Source organism: Streptomyces sp. 1114.5 (genome assembly GCF_003635085.1).
Taxonomy (GTDB): Bacteria; Actinomycetota; Actinomycetes; order Streptomycetales; family Streptomycetaceae; genus Kitasatospora.
In genome coordinates, this window is record NZ_RBXE01000001.1 from 3,019,185 (window position 1) to 3,044,854 (window position 25,670).

The 25,670-nt window shown below is 71.6% G+C and carries 18 protein-coding genes; 12 read left to right on the plus strand and 6 right to left on the minus strand.

The window, feature by feature from the left end:
* The first annotated feature begins 286 nt into the window (after positions 1–286).
* The 3 genes from pulA (at position 287) to BX285_RS13365 (ending at position 10,824) form a co-directional block, all read left to right on the plus strand.
* The gene (gene pulA, locus BX285_RS13355) at positions 287–5,818 is read left to right on the plus strand and encodes a pullulanase-type alpha-1,6-glucosidase (protein WP_121175248.1); all 5,532 of its coding nucleotides are present in this window, start codon (positions 287–289) and stop codon (positions 5,816–5,818) included.
* 638 nt (positions 5,819–6,456) lie between these two features.
* Positions 6,457–8,793, plus strand: a complete 2,337-nt coding sequence (locus BX285_RS13360) for a M4 family metallopeptidase (protein WP_101948240.1) — start codon at positions 6,457–6,459, stop codon at positions 8,791–8,793.
* Positions 8,794–9,087: 294 nt separating this feature from the next.
* Entirely contained in the window at positions 9,088–10,824 is a 1,737-nt protein-coding gene (locus BX285_RS13365; protein ID WP_121175249.1) for a carbohydrate-binding module family 20 domain-containing protein, read from the plus strand.
* Between the two features lie 165 nt (positions 10,825–10,989).
* On the opposite strand, the gene BX285_RS13370 is transcribed toward BX285_RS13365, so the two are convergent.
* Positions 10,990–11,733 carry an SDR family oxidoreductase gene (locus tag BX285_RS13370; protein WP_121175250.1) on the minus strand — a complete coding sequence of 248 codons (744 nt, stop codon included), beginning with the start codon at positions 11,731–11,733 and terminating at the stop codon, positions 10,990–10,992.
* A 424-nt stretch (positions 11,734–12,157) separates the two neighbouring features.
* Between BX285_RS13370 and BX285_RS13375 the strand changes: the two genes are divergently transcribed.
* The 3 genes from BX285_RS13375 (at position 12,158) to BX285_RS13385 (ending at position 15,529) form a co-directional block, all read left to right on the plus strand.
* Entirely contained in the window at positions 12,158–13,207 is a 1,050-nt protein-coding gene (locus tag BX285_RS13375) for an esterase family protein (protein WP_259470516.1), read from the plus strand.
* A gap of 329 nt (positions 13,208–13,536) precedes the next feature.
* Positions 13,537–14,400 carry a hemerythrin domain-containing protein gene (locus BX285_RS13380; RefSeq protein ID WP_121175252.1) on the plus strand — a complete coding sequence of 288 codons (864 nt, stop codon included), beginning with the start codon at positions 13,537–13,539 and terminating at the stop codon, positions 14,398–14,400.
* Between the two features lie 166 nt (positions 14,401–14,566).
* Positions 14,567–15,529 (plus strand): DUF1152 domain-containing protein, encoded by a 963-nt coding sequence (locus BX285_RS13385; RefSeq protein WP_121175253.1) that lies wholly within the window; start codon positions 14,567–14,569, stop codon positions 15,527–15,529.
* Positions 15,530–15,578: 49 nt separating this feature from the next.
* Here BX285_RS13385 and BX285_RS13390 read toward each other — a convergent pair whose 3' ends face one another.
* A complete protein-coding gene (locus BX285_RS13390) occupies positions 15,579–16,124 on the minus strand; it encodes a DUF1707 and FHA domain-containing protein (RefSeq protein WP_097238177.1) in 546 nt (181 codons plus the stop codon).
* Between the two features lie 202 nt (positions 16,125–16,326).
* Positions 16,327–16,896, minus strand: coding sequence for a DUF1697 domain-containing protein (locus BX285_RS13395; RefSeq protein ID WP_121175254.1), 570 nt, complete (start codon positions 16,894–16,896; stop codon positions 16,327–16,329).
* Positions 16,897–17,003: 107 nt separating this feature from the next.
* Between BX285_RS13395 and BX285_RS13400 the strand changes: the two genes are divergently transcribed.
* Positions 17,004–17,474 carry a pyridoxamine 5'-phosphate oxidase family protein gene (locus BX285_RS13400; RefSeq protein ID WP_121175255.1) on the plus strand — a complete coding sequence of 157 codons (471 nt, stop codon included), beginning with the start codon at positions 17,004–17,006 and terminating at the stop codon, positions 17,472–17,474.
* A gap of 24 nt (positions 17,475–17,498) precedes the next feature.
* On the opposite strand, the gene BX285_RS13405 is transcribed toward BX285_RS13400, so the two are convergent.
* On the minus strand, positions 17,499–17,855 hold the full coding sequence (locus BX285_RS13405) for an arsenate reductase family protein (protein ID WP_097238180.1): 357 nt from the start codon (positions 17,853–17,855) through the stop codon (positions 17,499–17,501).
* 224 nt (positions 17,856–18,079) lie between these two features.
* Between BX285_RS13405 and BX285_RS13415 the strand changes: the two genes are divergently transcribed.
* From BX285_RS13415 to BX285_RS13425, 3 genes are all read left to right on the plus strand, one after another.
* Complete coding sequence (locus BX285_RS13415) at positions 18,080–19,327, plus strand: cytochrome P450 (protein ID WP_259470517.1); 1,248 nt, start codon at positions 18,080–18,082, stop codon at positions 19,325–19,327.
* Between the two features lie 247 nt (positions 19,328–19,574).
* The gene (locus tag BX285_RS13420; RefSeq protein ID WP_121175256.1) at positions 19,575–20,726 is read left to right on the plus strand and encodes a PP2C family protein-serine/threonine phosphatase; all 1,152 of its coding nucleotides are present in this window, start codon (positions 19,575–19,577) and stop codon (positions 20,724–20,726) included.
* A gap of 141 nt (positions 20,727–20,867) precedes the next feature.
* Positions 20,868–22,082 (plus strand): acyltransferase, encoded by a 1,215-nt coding sequence (locus tag BX285_RS13425; RefSeq protein ID WP_121175257.1) that lies wholly within the window; start codon positions 20,868–20,870, stop codon positions 22,080–22,082.
* Between the two features lie 137 nt (positions 22,083–22,219).
* Here BX285_RS13425 and BX285_RS13430 read toward each other — a convergent pair whose 3' ends face one another.
* Positions 22,220–23,122 (minus strand): hypothetical protein, encoded by a 903-nt coding sequence (locus tag BX285_RS13430; protein ID WP_259470518.1) that lies wholly within the window; start codon positions 23,120–23,122, stop codon positions 22,220–22,222.
* Between the two features lie 334 nt (positions 23,123–23,456).
* Between BX285_RS13430 and BX285_RS13435 the strand changes: the two genes are divergently transcribed.
* Both BX285_RS13435 and BX285_RS13440 read left to right on the plus strand, forming a co-directional pair.
* Entirely contained in the window at positions 23,457–24,797 is a 1,341-nt protein-coding gene (locus tag BX285_RS13435) for a hypothetical protein (protein WP_259470519.1), read from the plus strand.
* Positions 24,794–24,991 (plus strand): hypothetical protein, encoded by a 198-nt coding sequence (locus tag BX285_RS13440; RefSeq protein ID WP_121175260.1) that lies wholly within the window; start codon positions 24,794–24,796, stop codon positions 24,989–24,991. Before BX285_RS13435 ends, BX285_RS13440 begins: the two co-directional genes overlap by 4 nt.
* Before the next feature lie 510 nt (positions 24,992–25,501).
* Here BX285_RS13440 and BX285_RS38345 read toward each other — a convergent pair.
* The gene (locus tag BX285_RS38345; RefSeq protein WP_259470520.1) at positions 25,502–25,627 is read right to left on the minus strand and encodes a hypothetical protein; all 126 of its coding nucleotides are present in this window, start codon (positions 25,625–25,627) and stop codon (positions 25,502–25,504) included.
* Positions 25,628–25,670 lie beyond the last annotated feature (43 nt).

The window sequence follows — 25,670 nt, forward strand, 5'->3', positions numbered from 1 at the left end:
GTCTGCTCATCCTCTGGAAGTGGATTCTTCACCGGCTGTCCCCCTTGAGGGCTAGGGGGCGACTCCCACCGGGGTAGGGGGTGCTGGGGGTTCTGGTGCGTACCGGTGGGACGGGCATACGTCCCATTGTCACGCCCGTCGCTCCGAGGGAGTAATCGGGGTGGCCGGAGCGGGCTCCGACCTGGATGTTCCCGCGACGAAACCGTTTCTGCATCTTGCTGAAACATATTGCAGGCCGCTAGCTTCCTGGGAAAATCGATCGCCCCTTCCCCTAAGGGAGCCCTCAGTGGCCGATGCCCCGCTCCGCCCCCGACGGAGCAGATCCCTGCGCAGGCCGGGCCGTACGGCCGTCCTGCTGGCCGCCGCGCTGACGGCCGCCACCCTCGGCAGCGTCCCCGCGGCCCTGGCCGCCGCCCCGCCGGCCCCGCCCTCGGACGCCGCGCTCGCGGCCACCGCCGGGCGGCACGACCTCACCCGCGAGCAGTTCTACTTCGTCCTGCCCGACCGCTTCGCCAACGGCGACCAGGCCAACGACACCGGTGGCATCACGGGCGGGCGGCTGGAGAACGGCCTCGACCCCGCCGACAAGGGCTTCTACCACGGCGGTGACCTGGCCGGCCTGATCCAGAAGCTCGACTACATCCAGGACCTCGGCACCACCGCGATCTGGATGGCGCCGATCTTCAAGAACAAGCCCGTGCAGGGCAGCGGCGCGGACGCCTCGGCCGGCTACCACGGCTACTGGATCACCGACTTCACCCAGGTCGACCCGCACTTCGGCACCAACGAGCAGCTCAAGGAGCTGATAGCCAAGGCGCACGCCCGCGGGATCAAGGTCTTCTTCGACGTCATCACCAACCACACCGCCGACGTCATCGACGCCGCCGAGCAGCAGCACGGCTACCGCTCGGCCGGCGCCTACCCGACCCTCGACGCGGACGGGAACCCGGTCGACGAGACCGCCGTCGCCGACGCCGGCGTGCCCTGGCCGCGGATCACCAAGGACTCCTTCCCCTACACCCCGGTCCTGCGCACCGCCGCCGACGCGAACGCCAAGACCCCGTCCTGGCTCAACGACCCCTCGCTCTACCACAACCGGGGCGACTCGACCTTCGTCGGAGAGTCCGCCACCGAGGGCGACTTCAGCGGCCTGGACGACCTCGACACCCAGAACCCCCGGGTGGTGAAGGGCTTCGAGAAGGTCTACCAGCAGTGGGTCAAGGACGCCGGCGTGGACGGCTTCCGGATCGACACCGTCAAGCACGTCAACATGGCGTTCTGGCAGCAGTGGGCCCCCGCGCTCAAGGACTTCGCGGCCAAGCAGGGCAACAAGAAGTTCTTCATGTTCGGCGAGGTCTACTCCGGCGACCCGGCGATCACCTCCCCGTACGTGACCAAGGGCAGGCTGCAGGCCACCCTGGACTTCCCGTTCCAGGGCGCGGCCCGCTCGTACGTCTCCCAGGGCGGCTCGGCGAAGACCCTCGCCGACGTCTACGGCCAGGACTACCGCTACACGAGCGCCGACACCGACGCGTACGAGCTGCCGACCTTCCTCGGCAACCACGACATGGGCCGCTTCGGCTCCTTCCTGCTCGCCGACAACCCGGGCGCCGACGGGGCGACCCTGTTGAAGAAGGACCGGCTCGGCAACGAGCTGCAGTTCCTCACCCGCGGCCAGCCCGTCGTCTACTACGGCGACGAGCAGGGCTTCACCGGCGCCGGCGGCGACAAGGACGCCCGGCAGGACCTGTTCGCCTCGAAGACGCCCTCGTACAACAGCGACCGGGTGCTCGGCGGCCCCTCCGGCCCGGCCGACCGGTACGGGCAGGGCGGCGAGCTCTACCAGGGCATCGCGGGCCTCGCGAAGCTGCGCCGGGACAACCCGGCGCTGGCCGACGGCGCCCAGATCGAGCGGTACGCCGCCGACGGCGCGGGCGTGTACGCCTTCTCCCGGATCGACGCCGGGCAGCAGGTCGAGTACCTGGTGGCGGTCAACAACGCCACCGAGGCGAAGACCGTCACCCTGGACACCTTCTCGGCCGGGATGGGCTTCGACCGGATCTACCCGGCGGCGGGGGAGCACGTCACCAGCGGCGCGGACCGCAAGGTGACCGTCACCGTGCCGGCGCTCTCCTCCGTGGTGCTCAAGGCGGGCGGCAGGCTCGCCGCGGTGAGCGCCGCGCCGCAGCTCGCGGTGCAGCCGCCCGCGGACGGCGCGACCGGCCTCGTCACGGTCGGGGCGAAGGCCGACGGCGGCGGCTTCGACCGGGTGAGCTTCGCCGCCCAGATCGGCAACGGGCCCTGGCAGACGCTGGGGACGGCCGACACCGGGAGGTACGCCGTCACCCAGGACCTCGGCGCCGTCGCCCCCGGCACGGTCGTCCGCTACAAGGCCGTCGTCCAGGACTCCAGCGGCCACCTGCGCTCCGCCACCGCGAGCTTCACCACCGGCACCCCCGCACCCAAGCCGGTGCCCACCGCCGGAGCCCGCCCGTACGCCGTCGTCCACTACAACCGGCCGGACGGCGACTACGACGGCTGGAACCTCTACGCCTGGGGAGACCTCGCCGACGGCGAGGCCACCCCGTGGCCGGCCGGGCACGCCTTCACCGGGCGGGACGCGTACGGCGCCTTCGCCTACGTGAAGCTCAAGCCGGGCGCCTCGGACGTCGGCTTCATCGTGGAGAAGAACGGCGCCAAGGACGTCGACGCCGACCGGCACATCGACGTCGGCAGCACCGGCGAGGTCTGGCTGAAGCAGGGCGACCCGGCGGTGCGCACCGCCAACCCCGGCCCGCCGAACAGCCAGCCCGCGAACACCGCCGTCATCCACTACAACCGGGCCGACGGCGACTACGACGGCTGGGGCCTGCACGACTGGACCGGCGCCGCCACCCCCACCGACTGGGGCAAGCCGCTGATGCCGGTGCGCCGCGACGCCTTCGGCGCCGTCTTCGAGGTGCCGCTGGCCCCCGGCGCGACCAGCCTCAGCTACATCCTGCACCGGGGCAACGACAAGGACCTGCCCGCCGACCAGTCGCTGGACTTCGCCGTCAACGGCAAGGAGGTCTGGATCCTCGGCGGCCGCGAGGGCTACCTGCTGCCGCAGAACCCGGCCGCCTCCTCGCAGCTCGACCTCGGCAGCGCCAAGGCGCAGTGGATCGACGGCAGGACCGTCGTCGTCCCGGCGAACTACGGCGCCACCGACGAGGCCCTGGCCGGCGGCACCAGCGCCCAGCTGGTCTACGACCCCGAGGGCGGCATCCGGGCCGACAAGGGCGTGCTCACCAAGCCCGGCCGGTGGCTGCGGCTCACCCCGGTCAAGGGCGGGCTGACCGACGCGCAGAAGGCGAAGTACCCGCACTTGGCGGGCTACCGGGCCTTCACCGTGGACGCCCGCGACGCCGCCCGCGTCCCGGCCGCACTGCGCAGCCAGCTGCTGTTCACCGAACACCTGCCCAGCGGGGCCGTCCTGGCCGGCACCGGGGTGCAGATCCCCGGCGCACTGGACGACCTGTACGCCGGGCGGACCGGCAAGGTCGACTTCGGCCCGGCGTACTACAACGGCAAGGTCGCGCTGTCGCTCTGGGCGCCGACCGCGCAGGAGGTCTCCGTCCAGGTCTTCGACAGCGCCACCGGCGGCACCCCGAAGACGCTGCCGCTCAAGCTCGACGACGAGACCGGCGTCTGGGAAATCGTCCGCGACAAGGGCGAGTTGGACGGCAAGTACTACCTGTACCAGGTGAAGGTCTGGGCGCCATCGGTGCAGCAGGTCGTGGTCAACACCGTCACCGACCCGTACTCGGTGGCGCTGTCCACCGACTCCGGGCGCAGCCTGGTCGCCGACCTCGACGCCAAGGAGCTCAAGCCCGCCGGCTGGGACGACCACGCCCGCCCGCAGGCCGTCCCGCCCGCACAGCAGCAGATCCAGGAACTGCACGTCCGGGACTTCTCGGTGGAGGACGCCACCGTCCCGGCCGCCGAGCGCGGCACCTACCTGGCGTTCACCGAGTCGAACTCGGCCGGCATGCAGCACCTGCGGGACCTCGCCAAGGCGGGGGTGACCACGATCCACCTGCTGCCGACCTTCGACATCGCCACCATCCGGGAGAACCGGGCCGAGCAGAAACTGCCGGCCTGCGACCTCAAGTCCCTTCCGCCGGACGGCCCGAAGCAGCAGGAGTGCGTGGCGGCCGTCGCCGCCGACGACGCCTACAACTGGGGCTACGACCCGCTGCACTACAACGTGCCGGAGGGCTCCTACGCCACCGACCCCGGGAGCACCTCCCGGCCGGAGGCTGGGGGAGGAGCTGCCCGGACCGTGCAGTTCCGCCAGATGGTGCAGGCGATGCACGCGGCCGGCCTGCGGGTGGTGCTCGACGTGGTCTACAACCACACCGCCGCCGCCGGACAGGCCGAGCACTCGGTGCTGGACCGGGTGGTTCCCGGCTACTACCAGCGGCTGGACGCCAACGGCAAGGTGACGACGGACAGTTGCTGCGCCGACACCGCGCCCGAGCACGCCATGATGAACCGGCTGGTGGTCGACTCGGTGACGCTCTGGGCCCGTGAGTACAAGGTGGACGGCTTCCGCTTCGACCTGATGGGCCTGGACCCGAAGTCCACCATGCTGGACGTGCAGGCCGCCCTGCGGAAGATGACGCCGGACTCGGACGGCGTGGACGGCAGGAACGTCTTCCTGTACGGCGAGGGCTGGAACTTCGGCGCCGTCGCGAACAACGCCCGGTTCGAGCAGGCCACCCAGGCCAACATGGCCGGCACCGGCATCGCCACCTTCGACGATCGGATCCGCGACGCCGCCCGCGGCGGCAACTTCATGCTCGACTCCGCGCCCCAACAGGGCTTCGCCTCGGGGCTGTTCACCGACCCCAACGGCTCGTCCGCGAACGGCACCCCGGAGGAGCAGAAGGCCCGGCTGCTGCACCAGATGGACCAGCTGAAGGTCGGGCTGACCGGAAACCTGGCCGGCTACTCCTTCACCGACAGCTCCGGGAAGGCCGTCACCGGCGCCCAGGTCGACTACAACGGCGCCCCCACCGGGTACGCGGCCAAGCCGGGCGAGGCGGTGGAGTACGTGGACGCCCACGACAACACCGACCTGTTCGACGCGCTCGCCTACAAGCTGCCGACCGGCACCGCCCCCGCCGACCGGGCCCGGATGCAGGCGCTCGGGCTCTCGCTCACCGCGCTCACCCAGGGTGCGGGCTTCGCCCAGGCCGGCAGCGACCTGCTGCGCTCCAAGTCGCTGGACTCCAACTCCTACGACTCGGGCGACTGGTTCAACGCCATCCACTGGGACGCCGCCCAGGGCAACGGCTGGGGCCGCGGGCTGCCGCCGGCGGCCGACAACAAGGGGATGTGGCCGACCGCCGGATCGCTGCTGGCCGACCCGAGGCTGACGGTCGGCGCGGCCGACATCCGGGCCGCCTCGGCGCAGTACCAGGAGTTCCTGCGGATCAAGCAGTCCTCGCCGCTGTTCTCCCTGCCGACCCTGGCCGCCGTCCAGCAGCGGCTCTCGTACCCGCTCTCCGGCACGGCCGGCGAGACGCCCGGGGTGATCACCCTGCACCTGGACGGGACCGGGCTGACGGGCGCGGAGAAGGGCATCACCGTGGTCTTCAACGCCACGCCCAGCGCGCAGGGGCAGACCGTGGCGGCCCTGAAGGGGACGAGCCAGGCGCTGCACCCCGTCCAGGCGGGCGGGGCGGACCGGGTGGTGCAGCAGGCCGGCTTCGACGCCGCGACCGGCACCTTCACCGTGCCGGGCCGCACCGTGGCGGTGTTCGTCCAGCACTGAATGCGGCGTGATCAGGCGCGGCGTCTTCCGGCGTCGATCCAGCACTGATTCGGCGCTGATCCGGCGCTGATCCGGCACTGATCCGTACACCGCGCCGATTTCCGGGCCCCGCTCCGCCGTTGAGGTGGCGCGGGGCCCGGTTCCGTTCCGGCCGTGAACTGGCCGGAAACCGCCCCTGGCACGGCCGGAACTGTGACGTGCCCCGCCCGCGCGGCGCTGCGCGCTACTCGGTGGTAGGGGTGGCGGTCCTGAGTGCTGGTCAGTGACTGCCGGTGGTGATCGAACTTTGTCCGGACCATGAAAACCGTGTTCATGAGTTTGCAATGCCGTAGCACAACTGATGAACCGCCATGCATACGGTTTCGGTAATGAACCGGCCAATCCGTGGCATGCATCTGTCATTGGCGGCCGGTTTGCTGCCACGATTCCTCCCGGCTGCAGACGAGGGGGCCCCACCTCCCGGTGCAGCTGTTCCAGCCCAGGTGCAGCGCGTCCCGACCTCGCAACGGGTTGAGAGCACCGCAACCCGCTATCGCACCCCCGTCGCACCCGCCGGGGGCCCCCACTGCGCCGCAACCCCGCGGCCCAGGTTTTCTCTCCACCGGCGCGACCCAGCGCCGGTCGGAAAAGGAGTCCGCATGTCCCGTTACGCTCACGCTCGGAAGGCGGCGGTCGTCATGGCCGCCACCACCGCGCTGCTGGTCACCGGCATACCGGTCATCGCCCAGGCGGCCACGCCGGACGCGCCGGCCGCCGTCGCCGCCCAGCAGACCACCCGGGCCGCGCTGATCGCCTCGGCGAACCAGCAGACCACCTCCCTCGCCCAGGCCCTCGGCCTGAGCGGCCAGGAGAAGCTGGTCACCAAGGACGTCGTCCAGGACTCCAACGGCGGTCGCCACCTGCGCTACGAGCGCACCTACGCCGGACTCCCCGTCCTCGGCGGCGACCTGATCGTCCACCAGGACGCGAACGGTGCCACCAAGAGCGTGACCAAGGCCAGTGAGGCCAACCTCGCCGGCGTCGACACCGCCCCGGCCCTGGCCGCGCCGAAGGCCCAGGCCGCCGCGCTCGCCGCCGAGGAGGGCTCCGCCGTCGACACCGCCCCGCGCCTGGTGGTGTGGGCCGCCGACGGGACCCCGAAGCTCGCCTGGGAGACCGTCCTCTCCGGCCGCGAGTCCGACGGCACCCCGAGCAAGCTGCACGTGGTGACCGACGCCAGGACCGGCGACGTGCTCAGCAAGGCCGACGGCATCCAGCGCGGCTCCGGCAACGGCGTGTTCGTCGGCAACGTGCCGCTGACCACCACCCAGAGCGGCTCGACCTACTCGCTGAAGGACGCCACCCGCGGCGGCCAGTCCACCACCGACATGAACAACGGCACCTCCGGCAACGGCACGCTGTTCTCCAAGTCGAGCGACACCTGGGGCAACGGCCTGGCCAGCAACCGCGAGTCCGCCGCCGTCGACGCCCAGTACGGCGCGGCCGTCACCTGGGACTTCTACAAGAACACCTTCGGCCGCAACGGCATCCGCAACGACGGCGTCGGCGCCGCCAGCCGGGTCCACTACGACACCGGCTACGTCAACGCCTTCTGGGACGACGGCTGCTTCTGCATGACCTACGGCGACGGCTCGGGCGACACCCACCCGCTGACCGAGCTCGACGTCTCCGGCCACGAGATGAGCCACGGCGTCACCGCCGCCACCGCCAACCTGAACTACTCGGGCGAGTCCGGCGGCCTCAACGAGGCCACCTCGGACATCTTCGGCACCATGGTCGAGTTCTACGCGAACCTGCCGAAGGACGTGCCGGACTACCTGATCGGCGAGCTGATCGACATCAACGGCAACGGCACGCCGCTGCGCTACATGGACAAGCCCTCCAAGGACGGTCAGTCCGCGGACTCCTGGTACTCGGGCGTCGGCAACCTGGACGTGCACTACTCGTCCGGTGTCGCCAACCACTTCTTCTACCTGCTGGCCGAGGGCAGCGGCGCCAAGGTGATCAACGGCGTCAGCTACAACAGCCCGACGGTCAACAACATCACCGTCACCGGCATCGGCCGGGACAAGGCGGAGCAGGTCTGGTACAAGGCGCTGACCGCGTACATGACCTCCACCACCAACTACGCGGCCGCCCGTACCGCGACCCTGAACGCGGCCACCGACCTGTACGGCGCGAACAGCGCCGAGTACAACGCGGTCGCCACCGCCTGGGCCGCCGTCAACGTCGGCGGGCTGCCCAACCCGGGCGGCGTCACCGTCACCAACCCGGGCAACCAGTCGACCGCCGTCGGCACCGCCGTCAACCTGGCCATCAAGGCCTCCGGCGGCACCGCCCCGCTGTCGTACTCGGCCACCGGCCTGCCCGCCGGCCTGGCGATCAACGCCTCCACCGGCGCGATCACCGGCACCCCGACCACCGCCGGCACCTCCAACGTGACCGTCACGGTCAAGGACTCGGCCGGCAAGTCGGGCACCACCAGCTTCACCTGGACGGTGACCACCGGTGGCGGCGGCAGCTGCACCCCGGCGCAGCTGCTGGGCAACGCGGGCTTCGAGACGGGCACGGCGGCGCCGTGGACGGCGAGCTCCGGTGTGGTCGACAACAGCTCCAGCCAGGCCGCGCACGGCGGTTCGTGGAAGGCGTGGCTGAACGGCTACGGCTCCACCCACACCGACTCGCTGTCGCAGACGGTCACCATCCCGGCGGGCTGCAAGGCCACGCTGAGCTTCTGGCTGCACATCGACACCGCGGAGACCGGCACCACCGCGTACGACAAGCTGACCGTGTCGGTGAACGGCACCACGCTGAAGACCTACTCCAACGTGGACGCCGCGGCCGGCTACCAGCAGCGCACCTTCGACCTGTCGGCCTACGCGGGCCAGACGGTCACCGTGAAGTTCAACGGCACCGAGGACTCCTCGCTGCAGACGAGCTTCGTGATCGACGACACCTCCGTCCAGACCGGCTGAGCCCGGTCCGGCTCCTGAGGGGCCGGTGAACCAGGACAGGTGAGGGGCCCGGCGGCTACGGCTGCCGGGCCCTTGTCGTATGCCCTGTTCGGGTGGCCAACCGGCTGCCGCTCCGGTGCCCGTTCCGGTGTCCGCTCCGGTTTCCGCTCCGGCGATGCAGAAACGTATCTTCCTGAAGTCTTGACGGTGTCTCCCGGTGACCCTAGGTTCGGCGCTGCAAGTTTCCGGCAAGTTACAGAAACTTCCTGCAGGCTTCACCTCGGCTGCCCCACCCCAGCCACCCCAGGAGACGACGTGGTCACCACCGCCCCCCACCGCCGGCCCGCCCGCGCGGCCGGCGCGCTCGCCGCCTCGGCGGCGCTCGCGCTCTCGCTCGGCACCGCCCTCGGCGCCCCCGCCGCCCAGGCCTCCCCGCCCGCCAACAACGGCAAGGACGTCACCGCCACGCTCTTCGAGTGGCGCTTCGACTCCGTCGCCCAGGCCTGCACCTCGACACTCGGCCCGAAGGGCTACGGCTTCGTCGAGGTCTCGCCGCCGCAGGAGCACATCCAGGGCTCCCAGTGGTGGACCTCCTACCAGCCGGTCGGCTACAAGATCGCCGGGCGGCTCGGCGACCGCACCTCCTTCAAGAACATGGTCGACACCTGCCACGCGGCCGGGGTCAAGGTGATCGCCGACGCGGTCGTCAACCACATGTCGGCCGGCTCCGGCACCGGCACCGGCGGCACGGTCTACAGCAAGTACACCTACCCCGGCACGTACCAGGACCAGGACTTCCACTCCTGCCGCCAGCCGATCAGCGACTACCAGGACCGCTCCAACGTCCAGAACTGCGAACTGGTGAACCTCGCCGACCTGGACACCGGCAGCACGTACGTCCAGACCACCATCGCGCACTACCTGGACGACCTCGGCTCGCTCGGCGTGGACGGCTACCGGATCGACGCCGCCAAGCACATCGCCGCCACCGACCTCGCCGCGATCAAGGCCAAGATGGCCAACCCCAAGGCCTACTGGGTCCAGGAGGTCATCTACGGCGCCGGCGAGCCGATCCAGCCCACCGAGTACACCGGCAACGGCGACGTGGACGAGTTCCGGGTCGGCACCGACCTCAAGCGCATCTTCACCAGCGACAAGCTCGCCAACCTCAACGGCTGGGGCGCCTCCTGGGGCTACCTGCCGAGCAACCAGGCGCGCAGCTTCCTCGACAACTGGGACACCGAGCGCAACGGCTCCACCCTCAACTACACCTACGGCAACACCTACACGCTGGCCAACGTCTTCCTGCTGGCCTCGACGTACGGCTCGCCCAACATCTACTCCGGCTACTCCTTCACCAACAAGGACGACGGCCCGCCCAACGGCGGCACCGTCAACGCCTGCTACCAGGACGGCTGGAACTGCACCCACGCCTGGCGGCAGGTCGCCAACATGGTCGGCTTCCGCAACGCCGTCGCGGGCACCGGGGTGACCGACTGGTGGTCCAACGGCAACAACGCGATCGCCTTCGGCCGCGGCAACAAGGGCTACGTGGCGATCAACCACGAGAGCGGCGCGATCACCCAGACCTTCCAGACCGGTCTGCCGGCCGGCACCTACTGCGACGTCCAGCACGGTGACCCGCAGGCGGGTGGCGGCTGCACCGGGCCGACCTACCAGGTCGGCGCCAACGGGCAGTTCACTGCGACGGTCGGCGCGGGCGACGCGGTCGCGCTGTACGTCCAGCCCGGTGCGGCCGTCTCCGGCGCCTCGTTCAACGTCAACGCGACCACCACGGTCGGCCAGAACGTCTACGTGGTCGGCGACGCCGCGGCGCTCGGCGGCTGGGACCCGGCGAAGGCGCTGCCGCTGTCGTCCGCCGGCTACCCGGTCTGGTCGCTGGCGCTCTCGCTGCCGGCCGGCATCTCGTTCCAGTACAAGTACGTCCGCAAGGACGCGAGCGGCGCGGTGACCTGGGAGTCCGGTGCCAACCGGACCGCGACGGTGCCCGCGGGCGGGGTCGTCACGCTGAACGACACCTGGCGGCCGTAGCGGGCCTCGCTGCTTCGCCCCTTCGCCCCTTCGCCCCTTCGCCACCGAGGGAACCCCCGTCAGCTCCGGCTGACGGGGGTTCCCTCGTACGGTTTCGTACGAACCCGTCCGTAGCCGTCCGAGGCCGTATGACGCCGCATGACGCCGTACGAAGCCGGACAGGCCCTAGCCGCGCCCGATGTACGGCATGGCCGTCGCCATCACGGTGGCGAACTGCACGTTGGCCTCCAGCGGCAGCGCGGCCATGTGCCGCACGGTGCGTGCGACGTCCGCCACGTCCATGGTCGGCTCGGGGGCGATCCGGCCGTCCGCCTGCCGCACGCCCGCGCTCATCGCCGCCGTCATGTCGGTCGCCGCGTTGCCGATGTCGATCTGTCCGCAGGCGATCCGGTACGGGCGGCCGTCCAGCGACAGCGACTTGGTCAGGCCGGTGACGGCGTGCTTGGTCGCGGTGTAGGCGATCGAGTGCGGGCGGGGGACGTGCGCGGAGATCGAGCCGTTGTTGATGATCCGGCCGCCCTGCGGGTCCTGGGCCTTCATTTGCCGGAACGCGGCCCGGGCGCAGAGGAAGGCGCCGGTCAGGTTGAGGTCGACCACGGCCCGCCAGGCCTCGACCTCCAGCTCCTCCACCGGGACGGCCGGGCCGAAGCTGCCGGCGTTGTTGAACAGCAGGTCCACCCGGCCGTGGCGCTCGGCGGTCGTGGCGAACAGCGTGTCCACGGCGGCCGGGTCGGTGACGTCGGTCGGCAGCACGTCGGCCGGGGCGCCGCAGAGCCGGGCGGTCTCGTGCAGGGGCTCGGCCCGTCGGCCGGCCAGCACCGGCAGCCAGCCGGCCGCGGCCAGTTCGACCGCGACGGCGCGGCCGACACCGCTCCCGGCTCCGGTGACGACGGCGATCTGCTGGGGCATGGCGCTCTCCTCGCTGGCTGTTCTCGTGCCTGTTCCGGCGGCTCTCCGCCCGGTCGGCCCGGAGAGATCGTCCCGGATCCGCGGGCCGCCGTCATTCGTCGAAGTGCCCAAAATCCGCTGGCCGGCCGGGAATGCGCCGTCGGCTCCCGCGGTCGATCCCCGCCATCCGGCCCCCGCCGAACGGCGGGAGCGACAGGGGGTTTTACCTGATCGCGAACAAACATTGGATTTCCGGTGGCCGACGCGCAACCGGGCCACCCCGGCCCACGTCATAAGATCGCAGGAAGGCGCGCCCCCGCGAGGGGCGGCGCGCCACTGCTCCGGGGGCCGCACCAGCGTCGCGCCCCGGTCTGTCCGGCCCCACCGGGGGGCCGCCGCCCGGTCAGCCGGACCGGGCGCGACATTCGGTCGGAGAGTCCTCACCGTGCTTAGGCAGTCGTCCCGTTCCCGTGCCGTCCTGTCCGGCGCCGCCGTGCTCGCCCTGGCCGCCTCGCTCGCGGCCTGCGGGAGTTCCGGCGGTGGGAAGGGGGACAGTGCCAAGGCGGACGCCACCCCGTCCGCGACCGGCGGCGTCACCGGGACCCCGACCGGCACGGGCACCCCGGGCGGCGGGGCGCCCGCCGTGGCCGTGGGCAAGGTGCTGATGCCGACCGGCCCGAACGCCAGCCTGGTCAAGGCCCGGGACACCGCCGCCGGACCGATCTTCGTGACCACCGTGACCGGCGCGAAGTCGGGCGTCTCCGGCAAGGTCTGGGTCTGGCTGCCGCCCGAGTACAACGACCCCAAGTACGCCAAGACCGGCTTCCCGGTCCTCACCCTCTTCGCGGGCGGCCAGAGCAACGGCTACAACACCTGGACCGACAACCAGCTGCCGATCCAGGAGGAGAACGAGCAGCTGGTCAAGGAGGGCAAGGCCCACCCGTTCATCATGATCATGCCGGTGCAGAACTTCAACGGCGACGAGAAGAACGCGCTGGACTGCTCCGACATCCCGGGCCAGCCCAAGATGGGCACCTGGATGGCCGAGGACATCCCGGACTTCGTCCGCGCCAACTTCCGCACCGTCCAGGGCCGCGACGGCTGGGGCGTGATGGGCGCCTCCACCGGCGGGTTCTGCAGTGCCAAGCTCGCCCTGCAGCACCCGGAGGTCTACAAGGCCGCCGTACCGATCGACGGCTACTTCATCCCGGACTCGCTGCTGTGGAAGGGCCACGACGCCGAGCGCGCGGCCAACAACCCCGACGTGCTGGTCACGCAGGGCAAGGCCGACGTGAAGATGTACGTCACCGCGGGCGGTGCCAACCCGTACGAGACCAAGGTGGTCAAGAGCTGGGTGGGCAAGGCCGTCGCGCCGACCACCATCGAGTACTACGAACAGCCCGGGGGCAAGCACCTGACCTCGGACTTCAAGAAGATGATCCCGGACACGCTGGTGTGGCTGACCAAGAACCTGGCGGGGCCGGCGGCAGACTGAGCCGCCTGGCGGATCCGGCGGCGGACTGAGTCCCCGCTTCCTGCCCGCACCACCTGTCCTCCGTACCGCCGGTGTCGGCGACGCGCTCGCGTCCCCGGCACCGGCGGTCGGCGTTTCCGCCGGGTCCGTGCGGTTCGCGGGTTCGCGGGCCTTCCCCGAAGTCCCTTCGCCGGCCGTCCCCGGCGGGCTCCCGGGAACCCCCGCGCAGGCCTGTGACCTGCGCGTCAATCGGACATTGATTCGCTTCTGATCGACTTCGAGCACCTTGGCTGGGCGGTCCTGCACCGGCCGCCACCGCCCGCCCTGACCCAAGCCGTGAAGAGAGTGTCATGCCGATCCACTTGCTGCCCCAGCCCGCCCCCATCGTGCCGGCGCCCCGGCAGCCCGGAGCCGACTCCCGGGTCGCCGACGCGTACGGATCGGCCTCGGACGAGGACCCGGCCACCGTACGGTTCGCCGGACTGCGCCTCGTCCACGCCGCGCTGCGCCGCGACCTCGCCCGGCTGCCCAACGCGCTGCGGCTGCTCCAGCCCGGCGAGGACGACAAGGGCGAGGCGCTGCTGCGGCACTGGAACTTCCTGACCGCGATGCTGACCTGCCACCACGAGCAGCAGGACACCCGGCTCTGGCCGATCGTGCGCCGCTTCGCGCCCGAGCTGCGGCTGCTGCTCAACTGGCTGGAGGCCGACCACCACAACCTCGACCACTCCTTCACCCGGGTCACCACGCTGGTCCGGATCGCCAGCCGGGACACCGGCAGCGCCTGGCCCGTCGCGTACGCCATGGAGGACCTGGCGGCCCGACTGGAGACCCATCTGCGGATCGAGGAGCGCCAGTTGCTGCCCCGGATGGAGCGGGTGGTGGCCGACGGCTCCCGGCTCGGCGGCCTGGGTGAGCTGCTGGACCTGCTGCGGGTGGCGGACGGCCCGGGCACGGCGGACGCGCTGGCCTGGCTGCTGGAGGGCGTCCAGCCGGCCGCGGTCGAGCGGCTGCTGGCGGAGTGCGACGACGACGTGGCCCGCAACTGGCCGCACTGGCAGGCGACCTACCAGCGCTGCACCGCGCAGCTGTGGGGTCCGGGCGACGGCCTGGAGGACAGCGCTCCGGGTGAGGCCGTCGCCGGCGACCTGGGGACCGGCGATCTGGGGACCGGCGATCTGGGGACCAACGGCCTGGGGACCGTCGCCGACTGAGCGCCGGGCTTTTCGCGGGCCTTCGATCTACGCGCGTGGCATACGCTCTCGGCATATGCTGCACGGACGTCGGGCATCCGCTCGGCTCGGTACCTCCCCGGCGGCCCACCCGCGCCCGCTTCCTCCCGAGGTCCGCCCTTCCGGCCCGTGGTGTTACGGTCCGCCGATGACTTCTCTGCTCCAACCACCGCTGATCACCCGGCTGCTGGCCGCCGAACGCATCCTGATCGCCGGCGCCGGCGGCGGATTCGACGTGTACGCCGGGCTCCCGATCGCCCTCGCCCTGCGCGCCGCGGGCAAGGAGGTCCACCTGGCCAACCTCTCCTTCACCCACCTCTACGGCCTGCCCGCCGACGTCTGGGCGGAGCCCGACCTCGCCATGATCCGGCCGGACACCGCCGCCCCCGCGGGCTACTTCCCGGAGCGCACCCTGGCCCGCTGGCTGCACCTGCACGGGATGCCCGACACGGTGTGGGCCTTCCCGACGGAGGGCGTGCAGCCGCTGCGCGACGCCTACCGGGCGCTCGTCGGCCGGCTGGGCGTGGACGCCGTCCTGCTGGTGGACGGCGGCACCGACATCCTGATGCGCGGCGACGAGGCCGGACTCGGCACCCCGGAGGAGGACATGGCCAGCCTGGCGGCGGTGGCCGGCCTCACCGAGGTACCCGAGCGGCTGGTCGCCTGCCTGGGCTTCGGCATCGACGCCCACCACGGCGTCAACCACACGCTGGTCCTGGAGAACCTCGCCGCGCTGGACCGGGCCGGCGGCTACCTCGGTGCCTTCTCCATCCCGCGCGACAGCCGGGAGGCGGTGCTCTACCTGGACGCCGTCGAGCACGCCCGGGCCGCCTTCCCCGAGCACCCCAGCATCGTCAACGGCTCGGTGGCGGCGGCCCTGCGGGGCGAGTTCGGCAACGTCCGGTTCACCGAGCGGACCAAGGACAGCGAGCTGTTCGTCAATCCGCTGATGGCGATGTACTTCGGCGTCACGGTCGAGGCGCTGGCCGCCGAGAACCGCTACCTGGACCGGCTGGAGAACACCGTGGTGATGCGCCAGATCGCCACCACCATCGCCGAGTTCCAGGACGAGCTGCCGCGGCAGCGCCCGCCCCGTCAGTTCCCGCACTGAGGCCTGGGCGGCTTTCGGCCTGGATGCAGCGGGCCCCGGGTCGCGGCCGTCAGAGGTCGGCGAGCCGGAACTCCAGGTTCCCGAACCGCACCTGGTCGCCCGGCCGGACCCGGACGCCGCCCGCGATCCGGCGCCCGTTGACGTGCGTGCCGTTGGTCGAGCCGAGGTCGTACAGCGTCCAACCGCCGTTCTCGTGCCGGAGTTCGGCGTGGTTGCGCGAGACCGAGGCGTCGTGCAGCCGCAGCCCGGAGCCGGGGATCCGGCCGATCGTCAGCAGCCCGGCACCGGCCTGCGGCAGGCTCAGCCCGGGCAGCCGCTCGGTGCGCCAGGCCCGGTTCATCCGGTCACCGAAGGCGGAGACCCGGCCGACCGTGCGCAGCACGAAGCGCTCGACCGGCCCGCCGGTCGGCAGCCCGGCCACCGCCGCGTCCAACTCCCCTCGGCTGGTGGCCTGCAGGACGATGTCCATCCGGCCGAGGAAGGTGTCGTGCGAGAGCCGCCCGCTGCCCGCGCCGTCCTTCAGCACCCCGAGCGCCAACTCCCGCTCGGCGTCGGAGGGCCGGATCCGACCGGTCGGGAACTCAGGAGGCGTCATGGCCAGATTGTCGGCTCGGCCGGCTCGGGCTGTCCAGATCACGCCGTGCGCGGGCGCTCGCTTCGTACGTCACGGCAGTCCAGACGCCCCGTCCGGGCGCGCGGTTCCGTACGGTTCCCGTAGGCCTACGGGCCGTCAGGCCTGTGCGTCGTCAGGCCTTGCGGATGCTTGAGCCTGCGGGCTGCTCAGGCCCTGTGCCTGTTCACGCCTTGCGGGCGGCGGCCAGGATCTTCTCCGTGGTGTGCAGGAAACGGGAGGTGACCGACCCCTGGTAGGCCTTGCCGAACATGCCCTCGGTGACCCACTTGCCGTCCTGGCGGACCACGACGTACGCGGCCCCCTGGTCGGCGCCCAGCACCTCGACGTTGCCCTTGGGCGAGCGGAAGGGGAGGGGGAGCGAGGCCGGCAGCGGCTCGGAGAGGAAGGCCAGGACCAGCCGGACGTCCGGCGTCACCGCCACGCCCCGGAACGGCTCGGCGGCGAGCAGCCCGGCCACCTCGTCCACCGTCCGCAGCATCACCGGCACCGGGTAGCCGAGCGAGCGCTCCAGGTGCTCCTCGATCCGCCCGGTCAGCGCGGCCCGCGCCGCCCCGGCGGTGGGTTCGTCCGCGGGCTCCTCGGTGGTGAAGAAGACGTTGCCGGTCTGGATGTACGAGCGGACGTTCCCCAGGCCCAGCTCGGCGAAGAGCGCCCGCAGCCGCTCCATCTTCACCGTGCGGCCGCCGACGTTGATGGCCCGCAGGAACGCTATGTAGGTGGTCGTGGTGGTCACCCCGTCAGTGTGGCACCGCCCTACGACAGCGGCGCCTGCGTCCTGCGGCAGCAGCTGCGTAAGGGCGTACCGCGGCGGCTGTCGGTGCCGGGTGCCAGACTGGCGCCATGGCTACCTGGCAGGATTTCGAGCAGGCGGCCCCGGATCTGGCGCCCCTGGTACGGGCCCGGTTCGAGGCCAACAAGCACCACGTCCTGGCGACGCTGCGCAAGGACGGTTCGCCCCGGGTGAGCGGCACGGAGGTCGAGTTCGTCGGCGCCGACCTCTGGCTCGGGTCGATGTACGGGGCGGTCAAGGCGCGCGACCTCCAGCGCGACGCCCGGTTCGCCCTGCACGCGCACCCCGGGGACGAGACCATGGCCGGCGGGGACTCCAAGGTCTCCGGCCGGGCGGTCGAGATCACCGACGAGACCGAGCTCGCCGCGTTCGCCGCCTATCTGCCCGAGCCGCCGCCCACCCCGTTCCACGCCTTCCGGCTGGAGATCGACCAGGTCGTGCACACCGCCGTGGAGGGCGAGCACCTGCTGGTCCGCAACTGGCACCCGGGCCGGCCGGTGGAGACGATCCAGCTCCACTGACCGGCCGGCGCCCCCGGGCAGGCCCTACGGCAGGACGGACCTCACTGCCTCGGGGGTGCGGGCCACGACGGCGTGCCCGTCGTCCGCGGTGATGATCGGGCGCTGGATCAGGATGGGGTGCTCGGCCATCGCCGCGATCCAGCGGGCCCGCTCGCCCGCCTCCCGGGGCCAGCCCTTCATCCCCAGGTCCTTCGCGACCTGCTCGTCGATGCGGGTGATGTCCCAGGGCTCCAGGCCCAGGCGCTCCAGCACCTGCTCCAGCTCGGCCGCGGTCGGCGGGTCCTCCAGGTAGCGCCGCACGGTGTACTCGACGCCGGCCTCGTTCAGCTCGCCGAGCGCCGACCGGCACTTGCCGCAACGCGGGTTGATCCAGATCTCCATACCGCCCAGCCTACCGAGCGGTCGGCACCCGACCGGGGAGCCGGCCGGGGAACGGACCGGGGAATCGACCGGGGAGCCGGCCGGGGAGCCGGCCGGGGAATCGACCGGGGAATCGACCGGGGAGCCGGCCGGGGAACCGACCGGGGAAAGGGCTGGGAAACGCCCGCGAACCCCGCCGTACGGGAACTCCGCCGTGCCCGCCGGTGGTTCACGCACCAGGAAGCGTGACCGTGATCTCGGGAGGGGAGCACCGCATGGACGGCGCGGCGATCATCGAGCAGTTGATGACCACGGAGGTCAGGGCCGACCCGTACCCGCTCTACGCGAAGGCGCTGCAGCTCGGCCCGGTGACACCGGCCGGGGACGGGATGTTCGTGGCGAGCGGCTACGCGGCGGTCAACAAGGCGCTGCGCACGCCCGCCTTCGGCGTCGCCACCGCCGAGATGATGTCCGGCCTGGAGCCGGAGTTCACCGCGCACTCCTCGCTCGCCCTCTTCGGCCGCTCGATCCTCCAGCGCAACGCCCCCGACCAGCCCCGCGTGCGCTCCCTGATCGCCTCGGTGTTCACCCCGCGCCGGGTCGCCGCGCTGCGCCCGGCGGTGGAGAAGGCGGTCGCCGAGCTGCTGGACGGGATGGCCGAGCAGGGCGCGGACGGTTCGCCGGTGGACTTCATGGACGCCTTCGCCTTCCGCCTACCGGTCGGGGTGATCTGCGAGCTGCTCGGCGTCCCCGAGCAGGACCGCTACCGCTTCCGCGGCCTGGCCTCCGACCTGACCGTCGCCCTGGAGATCCTCGCGGACCTCGACGAACTGACCGTGGCCGACCGCGCCGCGGACGAGCTGTCCCACTACTTCACCGAGCTGGCCGCCGAACGGCTGGCCCGGCCGCAGGACGACCTGGTCAGCGACCTGGCCCGGATCGCCGCCGAGGACGATGAGCGGCTGTCCGCCCAGGAGCTGCTGGCCAACCTGGTGCTGCTGCTGGTGGCCGGCTTCGAGACCACCACCAACCTGCTCGGCAACGGCCTCGCCCTGCTGTTCCGCCACCCCGAGGCGGCCGCGGGGCTGCGCAACGGTGCGATCACCCCGGCCGGCTTCACCGACGAGGTGCTGCGCTTCGACTCCCCGGTGCAGGCCACCGGGCGGGTGGCGCTCGCGGACGGCCTGGACATCGACGGGCTGCCCATCCCGGCCGGCAGCGGCGTGACCCTGCTGATCGGCGCGGCCAACCACGACCCGGCCCGGTACCGGAACCCCGGGGTGTTCGACCCGACCCGCACCGACAGCCAGCCGCTCAGCTTCGGCGGCGGCCCGCACTTCTGCCTGGGCTCCCAGCTGGCCCGGCTGGAGGCCGAGGTCGCGGTGCCCGCCCTGCTGGACCGCTTCCCGCGGCTTGCCCCGGGCGGCGTCCCCACCCGGCGGGACCGGCTGGTCCTGCGCGGCTTCGAGACGCTGCCGGTGACCGTGCGCTGAAGGCCGCCGCCCGTCGCCCTCCCATCGGAATGGTGACCGTTCGCTCGGTACGGTGACCGTCCGCCGACCGGCCCCCGACCGTCCGTGTCGGGGCCGGCCCGGTACGGAGAACGGGACGTCCGACCGTTCGTAGCTGGGCCGTTCGTAGGAGAGCATGGAGGGACAAAACCGGCCACACCCGGAGCTTTCCCCCCCCCCGGTCCGGCCGCCAGCCAGGAGGCTCCGCCTCCAGCCAGGAGGTCCCGCCGTGCCCACCGCACCCCGCCCGCCGCGCCCTGCCGCGCCGCAGCCCCGGGTGCCGCGCTGGGTGCCGTGGCTCCCCGTCGTCCTCCTCCTGCTGGACCTGATCACCGAGGCGATCGTCCCGGACGCCGTGGCCGCCGGCTTCCTGCTGACCGCGCTGCCCGTGGTGGCCGCGTTCAGCTACGGCCCGGTCCTGACCGCCGCCGCCACGGTCGGCTCCCTGGCCCTGCAGATCCTCCTGGCCCTGCACGCCGGCCACGTCAACGAGCAGCACCACGTCTGGGTCTACATCGCCACCCTGCTCTCCGGTGTGATGGGCACCGCCCTGTCCTGGCAGCGCACCCGGCAGAACCGCAACCTGCTCCAGGCCCGTACGGTCGCCGAGACCCTGCAGCGCACCGTCCTGCGCCCGGTGCCCGAGCGGACCGGCGGGCTGCGGGTGGCCGGCCTCTACCGCTCGGCGCAGGCCGAGGTGCTGGTCGGCGGCGACCTGTACGAGGTCTGCGACACCCGCTTCGGCGTCCGGGTGCTGCTCGGGGACGTCCGGGGCAAGGGCCTCGGGGCCGTCCGCACCGTCGCCGACGTCCTCGGCGCCTTCCGGGCGGCCGCCCACGACACCCCCGGCCTGGTCGACCTCGCCGACCAGCTGGACCGCACCGTCCTGCGCGACGCCGCCGACCGCGGCGACGACGAACTGTTCGCCACCGCCGTCCTGCTCCAGTACCGGCCGGGCTCCGACTGCGTGGAGATCGTCAACCGCGGCCACACCACCCCGCTGCTGCTCTCCGGGGACGCGATCTCCCCGGTGCCCTGCGCCGACGAGCTCCCCCTGGGCCTCGGCCACCTCGGCCCCGCCGAGGAACGCGGCAAACCGACCGCCGTCGCCCTGCCCCCGGGCCACACCGTCCTGCTCTACACCGACGGCGTCAGCGAGGCCCGCGACCCCGCCGGCGCCTTCTACCCCCTCGCCCCCCGCCTCGCCGCCCTCGGCACCACCGAACCCGACCGCCTGGTCTCCTTCCTCGCCCAGGACGTCCGCCACTACGCCGGCCTCCTCGCCGACGACCTCGCCGTCCTCGCCCTCACCCCGGACACCTCGGAGGTCTCGGGCGCCCTCCGCCCCACCGACGCGCCTTACACCCCGGGCACCCCGTAACGCCAGAGCCAGGGCCGTCAAGACCAAGCCCGTCGTAGTCGGCTGACCGTGTGTGCGCTATCTTCTGCCGTGAGCATTTTCCCCAGGCAACGACCAGGATCCTCGGGCCGCCGCAAATCCGGCAGGGGCGGCCGCCTCGCCGTGCTGGACGGACTGCGCATCCTGGCAGCGCTGATGGTGGTCTTCCACCACTACGTCGGATACGGCGGCGGCACCAAGCCGGACGACAGCGCCTGGGGCAAGCCGGTCCACGAGGTGTTCCACCGGGCCTCCGTGCCGGGTGGGTACATGTGGACGGGCATCTGCCTCTTCTTCGTCATCAGCGGCTTCGTGATCTGCATGAGCAGCTGGGGCCGCCCGGTGGGCGACTTCGTCCGCTCCCGCGTCATCCGGCTCTACCCGGCGTACTGGTTCGCCGTCCTGGCAGCCACCGCGGTCGTGACGATGTGGCCGGTCGTGCGCCGCCCGCTCGCCTCGGAGCAGGTCCTCGCCAACCTCACGATGTTCCACGGCGGCCTGGGCATCCCGGACGTCGACGCCGTCTACTGGACGCTCTGGATCGAGCTGCGCTTCTACCTGCTCTTCGCCATCGTCGTGTGGAAGGGCGTGACCTACCGCCGGATCGTCGCCTTCTGCTCGATCTGGACGGTCGCGGGCATCGTCGCGACCAGCACCAAGTGGCCGGTGCTGCAGTTCTTCGCGATGTCCGAGGTCTCCTCGTTCTTCGTCGCCGGACTCGCGCTCTACCTGGTCCACCGGTACGGCCCCAACCTGATGCTCTTCGGCATCGTCGGGATCAGCTGGATCCTCTCCGTCCTCTACACGATCCAGCACCAGCACGACGTGAACCCCTACCTCGGCCAACCCGACCTGCCGACCTGGCCGGCCGTCCTGCTGACCACCCTCTCCTATCTGGTGATCATCGTGGTGGCGCTGGGCTGGGCCTCGCGGATCCAGTGGCGCTGGCTCACCTTCGCCGGAGCGCTCACCTACCCGCTCTACCTCCTGCACGAGACCATGGGCTGGACGGCCCTGCGCGCCCTCTACGACCACGGCACCAAGCCCTGGGTCGCGGTCGGCATCGTCACCACCGGCATGCTGGTCGCCTCCTGGCTGGTCCACCGGCTCATCGAGAAGCCGCTGACCCCACTGCTCAAGCGCGGCATGACCGACAGCATCGACCAGCTCCGCGCCGCCGAACCCCTGCCCGCCCCGGCCGCCCCGGCTACCCCCGAGCCCGCCCCGGCCCTGCAGACCGTCCCCGCCGCCACCTGGCCCCCGCCCCCCACCGCGCCCACGTACCCGGCCCAGGCCCCGGACCACTACCGCACGCCCCACGGCCCCGGCCCGTACTGACCCACCCCTGCAGGCGCACGACAGGGCCCGCCGCCACCCGGCGCCGGGCCCTGTCCCGTACAACGGCTCGCAGGCGGCACACCGCCTCTTCGGGTCGAAGCCACCGGAGGCCCCGCGCGTCCGGGTGCACACAGCGCCTACTCGCTGCGGCTTTCTGGGATACGCCAGGTGATCAGAAAGCGCTCCGACGGGGACTGGCCGGGCCGGCCGACTGGGATCATGCTCTTCACGAGGTAGCCGAAGACCTGGTGCTGGGCCTCCTCGGAGATCTCGTCCCAGGTGTCCGGGGTCAGGGTCATCACCTCGCGGAGCAGGCTGTGATCGGCCTCGGCGCGCAGCATCTCGATGCGGTCCTCGCGGTTCATCGTGTCGTCGGCATGCATGGCCCGGATCGAGGCCGGGAGCAGGTTCGGCTCCGCGCGCAGGCGCCGGACGATCTCCTGGCAGCCGTAGCGGAAGCCGAGGTGCATCTCCAGCGCCTCGTAGTCCGGGTCCTGGTAGCCGTAGGGCGAGCCGCTCTCGGCCCCAATGTAGTCGCCCTTGAGGATGCGCAGCAGTGCGCGCAGGGCGAACTCCGCGCCGTGCTCCTCGATGAGCCGGACGCCGGAGCTGACCCAGTCGTCCTCTGTCAGCAGGGGCTCGTGCGGGACGGCGAGGGACGGGTGGATCTCGACGGCGTTGAACGGATTCAGCACCATTCCGGCGACCAGCTCCGGTGTCCACTCACCGTTCTCGCCGCCCCAGCCGTGCAGGGTCAGCTCCCGGGCGGACCTCATGGTGCCCGCTTCGCCCGTGTGCACCGCCCGCCACAGACGCTCGAACCGCCTGACCTCGCCCTGCGGGTCCCTGGGCGGGTCGCACTGGTCGGCCAGCACCGCGACGATCGCCCGGACGGTGTCCCACTTCGGTACGTGGAGACCGTTGAGGGCGGTGCGGACGCCTTCGTGGCTGGGGCAGCCCGGGAGGTCGGGCCGGTTCGCGATCAGTGCGCTGATCCTGCGCGAACTCAATTGCCCGGCCGCACGCTGCAGTTCCTGCAAGGAGCGGATCAACTCCTGGTGCGCGCCGGTCGGTTGGTGAGGTGGAGTGGCTGCCACGGCTCGACAGACCGCCTTCCTGGGTCGGATGCCCGACGACCGCCCGATCCTGCTTCGGTGGCTGTCAGGTTTTGCCAGACTTCTCGGGGAGTGACTGTCAGAATGGTGACAGGCTGTTGGCGTCAGTGTCGAGGATGGGCGTACGCGCCGGACCGCGGCCGCGTCCTGTCCCTGAGGAGCCACACCTGTGCACATTCCCGCCTATGCCCGGGCCACAATCCGCTCCGCCCTGCCGCTGGTGCCCACATCGCGTCAAGTAGCTGCATTGGACTGCTGTTTGTGCGACCAGCCGTTCGGCGGCCGGGTGGTCGTCCCGCTCGGGCCGACTCCGACCACAGGTCTGTTCGGGTGCCGGGAGTGCCTGACCCGGCTGGTGAAGCGGGCCCGCCGGCTTCGCGACAGCGAGCTCGTCGAGGAGGCCGACCTGGCACACGCACAGTCGGCGGCCTGGACCGCGATCCGCCTCCGCCACCTGGCCTCCCTCGAACACGTGAGGCGGGCCGCGGAGGCCGTGACAGGTCTCGCCGAGGACGACGACGTCGAACCGCTCGAACTGGCATGGTTGTTGGTGTCGCTGGAGTCGGCGCACTCCTGGACCATCGAGCAGGCTTCCCGGCCGCCCGGTTCGGAGTCGGCGGACGAGGAGCTCCGGGAGGCGGGCTTCCGGCTCTCGCTGGAGATGATCTCCGCCCGTGAGGCCGTGGCGCGACGCCTCGTCTACCACCTGATCAACGAAGCCGCACTGCCGGAACCGGAGGTCTGCGCGGAGATGGAGTGCCCGGAGTCCTGCTCCGGCCGCCACGACAGCGAACACATCGACTGCGGACCGGACGCCGTCTTCGAGGACTTGGCCCGCCACGGCATCGAGCTGGAACGCCCCGACGACCTCCCGCCGCCACCGCGCCGACCGCCGGTCGAGGAGGAGCCGCTCACCGGCTTCGACGGCGACCCGGACGAACTGGTGCACAAGTACGGGCAGGTGCTGGCGTACTTCGGGCTCGACCACGAGAACACCGAGGTCCTCGTCGACGCAGCCGCGGTCGGACTGGTGGCCGACGTCTGGCGCGACGGCCCGCTGGACGCGATCCTCGCGGCCGCCACCGGGCCGTCCGACGGCGAGGTCTTCGCCCAGAGCGTCGACCTCTACCGGGCGGCCCGCGCGACCCTGCTCGCCGCCCGGGACGGCGGCCCGGAGGAACTGCTCGCGTTCCAGGCGATCGCCTCCGACGTGCGGCTGCGGTGGGCGGGCGGTTCCTCCTTCACCCTCCTGGCCTGTGGAGAGCCCACCGAGGAGTTCCGCCAGGACGTCGACAACCGGATCTGGTTCACCGGCAAGCAGATGAAGGAACTGGGCTGGCGGGTTGCGCTGATGCACCGGGCGATGTCGGCCGCGGTCAAGGCCTCGGGCCACTTCGGCATGCCGGGCTGGCCCGCCATCGCGGCCACCGCCCTGCAGAGAATCAGCGCACTGGACCGTACGGACGCGCCCGGTACGCTGCACGACCTCGCAGCCGTCGACGCCGCACTCCGGGAAGCACCGGACCGACTGGGCGCGGACGCGCTCGACTGGCTCTGCCGCCGGGGCGTGTTCGACCCGGAAGCGGACGTGCCGCGGTGAACTGGGACGGAATCACCATCGGCATCCTCGCGGCCTTCGGATGCGTCATGCTCGTGCTCGCCCAGATCCGCGAGGTGCTGGCCAAACTGCCCGAACTCATCCGGGCCTGGCGCCGGGTGCGACAGGAACTCGCAGTCCCCCAGACGCCAGGCCCGGACGCGCATGGCAACGAGCCGGACACCGGCACCGGATGAGTCCACCCGGGGCCCCTTGTTTCCCGCAGCCTTCGCACCGGACACGTCGGATCGTCACGGCGCCTCAAGGGCACGAGGTGCTGAGAAGTGCCGAGTTGCGACAGAGAGATCGCATCGGTTACTCGCCATGGGGCGCCGCGGCGGACCCCCGACCGAGCCAACCGGTGTCTACTCGCCGGGTTCGAGGGTCTGGCCGCCCGCAGGTCGGTCGAGCTGTTGCTGGCGCCGGCGTTGCTCGTTCCGAATCTGCTCGACGCGCTCGACGAATCGCGCCAGCGCTTCTGGTTGGCTCAGTCCGACAGTCAACCACTGATGTCCCGGGGACCGCGGCCTGCAGCGGTACCAGGCGCACTGCATCGATCTTCTGCGCCATGCCCTCCATCGGTGCGATCGCTGACCCAAGTGAGCCAGGTCGCCGATGACCAGGACCCCTGTCAGGCCGCGCTCGGCCAGAGCGAAGGAACTCGGCCCGGATCAGCTCGGTCTCGTTGTCGCCAACTATCAACCCGATCACTTCTCGGCCGCCCTTGCCGTCTGGCTGATCCCTAGTAGGGCGGGGCGGGTGATGTCCGTGACGTCGGTGATGGTGAACGCCGTGGCCGTGTCCGGCACGGTCACCCGGTAGGTGCGGCCCATGCACTTCATGACGGTTCCGTGGAGTGCCGCCATAGCGGGTAAT